Source organism: Mesorhizobium sp. M0166 (assembly GCF_040322255.1).
In the GTDB taxonomy this organism is placed as follows: Bacteria; Pseudomonadota; Alphaproteobacteria; order Rhizobiales; family Rhizobiaceae; genus Mesorhizobium.
Genome location: NZ_JAMYTD010000083.1, coordinates 1 through 6,016, shown reverse-complemented (window position 1 = coordinate 6,016; position 6,016 = coordinate 1). Strand labels below are relative to the sequence as shown.

Sequence of the window (6,016 nt, the reverse complement as noted above, 5' to 3'; positions counted from 1 at the left end):
TCACCACCGTGCCATGGCCGCTCGCCCTTCAGAGCAAGCGCCGTTCTCTCTCCAAAACTTTTTGCAGAACCTTCAGGACACTATCGAATGCGAGGCAACGGGCGATTTGGACACGCAATGTCGTTGCCACCCCGTCACGGTTCGCTTGGGACCTCGAGGAGGTTTAGTGGCTGCGGCTTCGCGCGGCACGCCTCGAAGCTGGCAAAAAGCTGGTGGCTCTCAGGAGATTTGGTCAGCCGGTCATTTGCGTAAAGCATCCGCAACTCGAAGTTTGGATGGCTGTAGCCTGCATCCTGGAATACCGCACGCGAACAAAGCACCGACGCGCCAAAATTATCGAGAAGGCGGATTGCCGACAGGTTCCATGATAGGTTGGCTAATGCTAGCTGCATTGATTGGGCCTCTAGCCAGCCGTCGAGCGAGTCCATATCTGTTGAGGCCGCAGTGAGCAGGTCGAGGGCGAAATTATCGGCTTGCTCCTCCCGAGTTTTTTGCTCGGTTTCATCGAGATTTAGGGAGTTCGGATCCTTCGCCGCTTCAAACTCGCCAGGATCACTGTGCTCAACATGTCCGAGCTCGTGCAAAAGCATGAACGCTACTATGTCGCTTGGTGTGACAGACAACATATGAGGCACGGATGTCGAGTATCTTGCTATCCACGCTTCCAGCGCCTTTGGCTGAATGAAAACACAGCCGCAGTTGTTTGGAACCATTATGCTGTAGACCGCCGAAACGCTCTCGGGGCTGATAAGATAGACCGGCACAAACTCGGTCTTACTCTCTGAGGGCGACGTCAATTGCCATGATCCAACAAAGCGATGAGTATCGCGGAAGCCCAGAATGTTGTTCGCCTTAGCTGCGGAGTCTTCAATCAACTGGCGTCCGTAGGTAGTCTCTTGCAGACCGAGACGCTCGGCAGAATTCTCTGAAGCCTTGTCGGCCGTGCAGCCGGCTAGGCTCAATAGGGCAAACAGCAGAATGCGCGAATTCACAGCCGCGTGATCTTCAGAACCATCTCGTCAAGGGCATCGCGAGCCTCCCGCTCGGTGGCAGCGTCCTGGACGGCTTAACGGCTTGGTTGATTAGGTCGCGTGCCTTGTCGGCCCGGTCGTAGTCGTCGTTCCCCCGATTCGCGGCGAGGCTGCCGCCCGCCGTAAGCACTGCACCAAGCGCTGCGACAAATGCAATTGTGCGCGTCGTTCCCTGTGAAAGCCCGCCCGTATCTGTGGTCCCGGCGCTACCAGCCGCCGGAACTCGCCCATAGTAGCCGGCGATAAGGGTGATGGCGGCGGTGCAAGCAAATGCAAACCATGAACAAAGGTCGCCGGAGACACTGAACCAGCGGCCCCGCTCGTTTATCGCGACCATGCGTTCGCGAGCCTGGTTCCAGCGCTGTTCAATTTCTTCCTTTGGCAATTGGGCCGTGCCTTCGAACGCCTCGCCGAGGTCCATTACCTCAGGCGCGGTGCGCCAATTCTCGTGAGACCACAACGAAAGGGTGATCCAGATCACCAGCCCGACTGCAAGCATAGTACCAAGGTAGCGAGCGAATACCATTGTGGTTCTCCGAGTATATGTCCTCTTTGGTCGCGCTATTCATATAGATTGCTACGCCTGGTCAGATGGTGTCTATGACAGGACAAGGTCAATCTGGATCGGACAGTGGAAATGCGAGTGTCATCGGGGATCTTCTTTCCCTGGCAACAACGTTCTTTTCATCCCGGAAATCCAACTCACACTGTGCCAAACCGCATGGAGTAGCAAACGCCGTCCTGCGAAGCATCTGCCTCTGACAGCAAGAAAATCCCTAGGCTCTATTTCAGTTGCTCAGCACCAGCAGCGACGCGGGGCAATGGTCGGAAAGCCGCTTTGCGTCGGCCGCAATCGCGTGCGGCCACGCCACCTGTCGACCGCTGTTCGGCACCACCATAGCGCTGGCTTTGGTGCCGAAAAGGAAAAACTCGATCGGCAGCAAATTGAAATCATCGGCATCAGCCAGCGTGGCCGGGTTAGGGTTTCGGAACTCCCCCCAGCACACGGAAGCCTCTTTGTATGGGGAACGGAACATTGGAATATCCGGCCGTGTATCGGTGTCGTGGCCCGTCTTATCGGGAATGTAGCCGGAGAGCGCCTTCCAGACCTCGTCTTGGAACGTGCCCGACCCAGCGTCCAAGCGACGATTAAAGTCACCGACTACCATCCATGCCTCGCCTGCCGCTTCACGCAGCGTGATCCACGCGCGCAAAGGATAGAGTTGGCGGCCGAGCGTGTCGCAGGCCCAACTCGAAGGGGGATCAACCGGTGGGTTCAGCCAAAGACTCTGCTTAATTTGGTCGTCAAAACATCCCGATTTGAGGTGGACCACAAGCACGCGCAGCTTGGCCTCCCCGAATCCAAGCGTAACTTCCAATCCCCAACGGATGTCGCGTTCGACACCCCCGTCAAGTGACTTAACGTTGAGAGCGGGATCATCGGCTGTGTCAAGAATCGAGAACGGCGAGCCCGCCCGCAAGGCAACCGCGGTATACTGAGCGCGCGTTGGCCCAGTCGGCTTGTGCGGCGTGTCACCAGGGCCTGAGCAAACAGGTTTGATGGGCAGCCCTTCAGCTTTGGCGTACTGGCCGCTAATGCAGTGCCTCCAGCCTTCCACGACCGGAAATACCTCGTCGATGGCCGCAGGGCTTGTCACTTCCTGTAGGAAGTACACGTCGGCAGCGACCAAGTCCCGCCAGCGTCGCAGATCTTTGAAATCGACGTCCTCGCGATGGAAGTCTCCGGGAAAGACGGTGATCGGATCGCCATTGTACGTGAGCGTCTGCACGTTCCAGTTGGCCAGTGTCGCGCCGGCCGCGTTGGAGATCGAGACAATGTTTGTGTTTGTCAAGAGATACAGACCAAGTCCAAAGCGCGCAAGCATGCCACCCTCCGATGATTGCGCCTTCCACTAGACTACCTCCGGGCACAGGACAGAGGTAAGAAATCCACTCGGTGCAAGATATTTTATGTTGCTTCGGCAATCCAAAATCCGACTCGCATGCTCATTCGACTTGCGCATCATTGCCAGCCTCATCGATGATCCAACTACCCACCCGCAGGGCGTTGGCAACAACAGTCACCATCGGATTGAGACCGAGACCGGTCGGCATGAAGCTCGAGTCTACGACGTACAGGTTCGGGACATCGTGGACCCGGCAATGTCGGTCAACCACGGACTTTCTTGGGTCGTCACCCATGCGGCACGTGCCCATCTGATGATCGCCAATAAGGCCGACATCTGCATCGCTGGACTTCGGAACGGTTTTCACTGGCAACGACGTATAGGTCTCCCAGACTTTCTCTAGGAGCGGCCGCGTCAGACCGAACATACGCCGTTCTGCCGGTCCGAAATCGCGGGTGATCCTCGCGACCGGAAAACCGTATTCATCGACATATTCCGGATCCAGATCTACCCGATTGGCAGGCATCGGCAGGTCGTCGCCGGTGATCCGGACCTCCATTGTACGGTTGTAGTCCTCCATGCTCTCCAGCAGTGGCCGCCCGATCAATTTTCCCTTCTCGACCTTGGAAACGGCATTCTCCATAGGATTCTTTTTGGCTGTGCTTACAACGTTGCCCGCCTTCCACCAACGTTCACCCGCCCCGGTCTGTTCTTTCACGAAGTACAGATCGAAACTTGTCGTGTTGCCGGTGTGACCCAGTTCGCCGTGTAGCATACCTTGAAAGTATGGCCCCGGCAGAACGTAGGTGCTGCCTAAACCGAACAGATGGAACATCACGTTGCGCCCGACCTGATCGTGCCGGTTGCCGAGCCCGCCCTGCGGACCAGACATCAGCATCAGTCGTGCCGATTGGACCGCCCCGCATGAGACGACGACCGAACCAGCCTGCAACACTTCAACGCGCGGGTCGTCTGGGTCACGAACATTAAGGTAACGAACGCCCGTCGCCCGACCGACTCCCTCGTCGTACACAATCTCGAATGCTCGTGCGTTTGTAATGACCTCGACATTCGGGAGGTCCCGAAGCTCCTGGAGCGTGCTCGCAAGTGCGCCGGACTTAGGCCCGTTTAGACCCCAGCAAAGGTACTCGCCACAGAAACCGCACATGTTGCACGGATCGCGAGCTCGGCTTGACCAAAGTTCCTCGACTGGCCGATTCCAGAATTCCGGTCGCTTTTTCTCGTCCCACAACCGAAGCGTTTCGGCAATCGCGGCCCGAGTGCTGTAGGGCCCACTACCTGGAGCGACCATTCCGCTTGGAAGCGGCGCAGCAGTCCAACCCTGCTTATCCATGCCGCGCTCCACTGCGGCACCCACCGGCGTGATCGGGTAGGGCGGGCTGGGGAAGGCGAAGTTTGGTTCCCATTCACTCTCAGGCTGGAAATGGGCATAGTGCTTGAGGGCCTCATACCAGGTACTCTTCAAAACGCTGCGCGTGATCTCGTTTCGGCTGCCGCAGACGGAAAGGAGAGCCTCAGCAATATTGTAGTAGGGCTCCATCTCCGCATAGCCGATCGGCCAGTCAACAACCGAGTATCCTTCCTGCGCGTTGAGTTGATCCAATTGGCCGGTAGCGCCGAAGTGGGTCCCTAGCCGAAAATCAATGGGCAGCGCCCGGAACGACCATGCACCCCAGATAACTGACCCACCGCCCAACATCGAGGCTGTCCAACCAGTCCCAATTGGCGCGGACTTCGCGTCGGCTTCCGAGCGCCGGTGGGTATTGTAGTCGCCACGTGGCCGGCGCTTCAGCTCCGGTCGCGCGAGCCGAAATCGGTGCTCGTCGTGCATGATCGGATTGTATTGAAGACCCTGATCGTGAAGAGGTTTGCTCCAATCTGCCCCGAGTTCGAGCACGACGACTCGGAACCCTGCTTTGCCCAGCTGCCAAGCAATTGTGCCGCCACCGCCGCTGCTACCAATCACGACGAAGTCTACTTTTGCCATGGCACCCCCCGTCAGCCGTACGCGAGATCGCGTTTCGTGATCGGCGGCGAACCGACTGGCGGGTGGACAGCCGCGACAATCCCTTCCCCTTCAGGAACGGGCATATTGGCGACTTCTTGGTAGCGCTTCATGAAATCCTCGACATCCTTTCGGGCATCCTGAGGTCCATAGGCGTTGCCAACTCGGCGGTGCTCCCCGAGTTCAATCAGAAGAGCGATCTGTTCGGGGGGATCTACCGGATTGCGCATGCTGAGCATCGCGCGCAGGCAGTCCTTGGCGAACTGCCATACGAAGGCCGAGGACTTGGGAGCGCCAACTGGCCAAAAGGCTGACTGGTCTTTGGAGAGGTCGTCTACAAACCCCTCCCAACTAAAGCTTGGTGCGGCTTGAGCGTCCGCCAGGGCCTGCAGGAGGACAGGAAAATAGTCGTGGTAAAGGGTCTCCCGAACAACCGGCTTTCCATCAACGAGCGGCAAATTGCCACTTTCAACGATACCGAACCGAGGCTTAGACGAGAGCCCGCGAACTGCTCGCCACCGCTGCATATCGCCGATGGGGCAGAACGTCAAAGGATCCGCGGCTGCTTTGTTGAAGCGCTCCACAAGGTGGATTTCAGCGGGCGCGCTTGCAAAAAGGCCCTCTATGAAGGCAATAATTCCGAGCTCCCTTGGAGCGATCGGTTTTCCATCTCGCCAGGGATACTTGCCGGGCGGAGTGTATGCCTTCTGATCAATCCAGGATTGGAGTGGAAATAGAACGGCGGCCATTCGCTCGAGAAAATCGACAACGGCAGGCTCAAGATTCAACTTGGGCGATGGCATCTGTCTCCCCACGGCTTCCGCGTTGCAGAACTGCTGGGCAAACCAAGGCGCAGCGGCTCAATTTTTTATTGTGAATTATTATCAGCAAGCGTGCAACATGCAATTGCGATGAGGACCGCAAAGTAAACGGTGCGGTGGTGGACTGTCATCTAGTTATCCTTCTTAGTGTCCGTTCCAAAAAGAGTTGAGTGATTTCAGCAGGTTGTGATTCTGTCGGATTTGCGAGATTCGATGGAGATCACGATGGCC

Annotated in this window: 5 protein-coding genes; all 5 read right to left on the bottom strand. The window is 57.3% G+C overall.

What is annotated here, in order from left to right:
- Nucleotides 1–134: 134 nt before the first annotated feature.
- The 5 genes from NKJ46_RS34250 to NKJ46_RS34230 all read right to left on the bottom strand — a co-directional run bounded on the left by NKJ46_RS34250 (nucleotide 135) and on the right by NKJ46_RS34230 (nucleotide 5,767).
- Nucleotides 135–992 carry an ImmA/IrrE family metallo-endopeptidase gene (locus NKJ46_RS34250; RefSeq protein WP_352549669.1) on the bottom strand — a complete coding sequence of 286 codons (858 nt, stop codon included), beginning with the start codon at nucleotides 990–992 and terminating at the stop codon, nucleotides 135–137.
- A gap of 13 nt (nucleotides 993–1,005) precedes the next feature.
- On the bottom strand, nucleotides 1,006–1,557 hold the full coding sequence (locus tag NKJ46_RS34245; protein ID WP_352671711.1) for a hypothetical protein: 552 nt from the start codon (nucleotides 1,555–1,557) through the stop codon (nucleotides 1,006–1,008).
- A 262-nt stretch (nucleotides 1,558–1,819) separates the two neighbouring features.
- Nucleotides 1,820–2,917 (bottom strand): endonuclease/exonuclease/phosphatase family protein, encoded by a 1,098-nt coding sequence (locus NKJ46_RS34240; RefSeq protein WP_352671709.1) that lies wholly within the window; start codon nucleotides 2,915–2,917, stop codon nucleotides 1,820–1,822.
- A 121-nt stretch (nucleotides 2,918–3,038) separates the two neighbouring features.
- The gene (locus NKJ46_RS34235) at nucleotides 3,039–4,946 is read right to left on the bottom strand and encodes a GMC oxidoreductase (RefSeq protein WP_352549674.1); all 1,908 of its coding nucleotides are present in this window, start codon (nucleotides 4,944–4,946) and stop codon (nucleotides 3,039–3,041) included.
- An 11-nt stretch (nucleotides 4,947–4,957) separates the two neighbouring features.
- On the bottom strand, nucleotides 4,958–5,767 hold the full coding sequence (locus NKJ46_RS34230) for a hypothetical protein (RefSeq protein WP_352549676.1): 810 nt from the start codon (nucleotides 5,765–5,767) through the stop codon (nucleotides 4,958–4,960).
- Nucleotides 5,768–6,016: the final 249 nt, after the last annotated feature.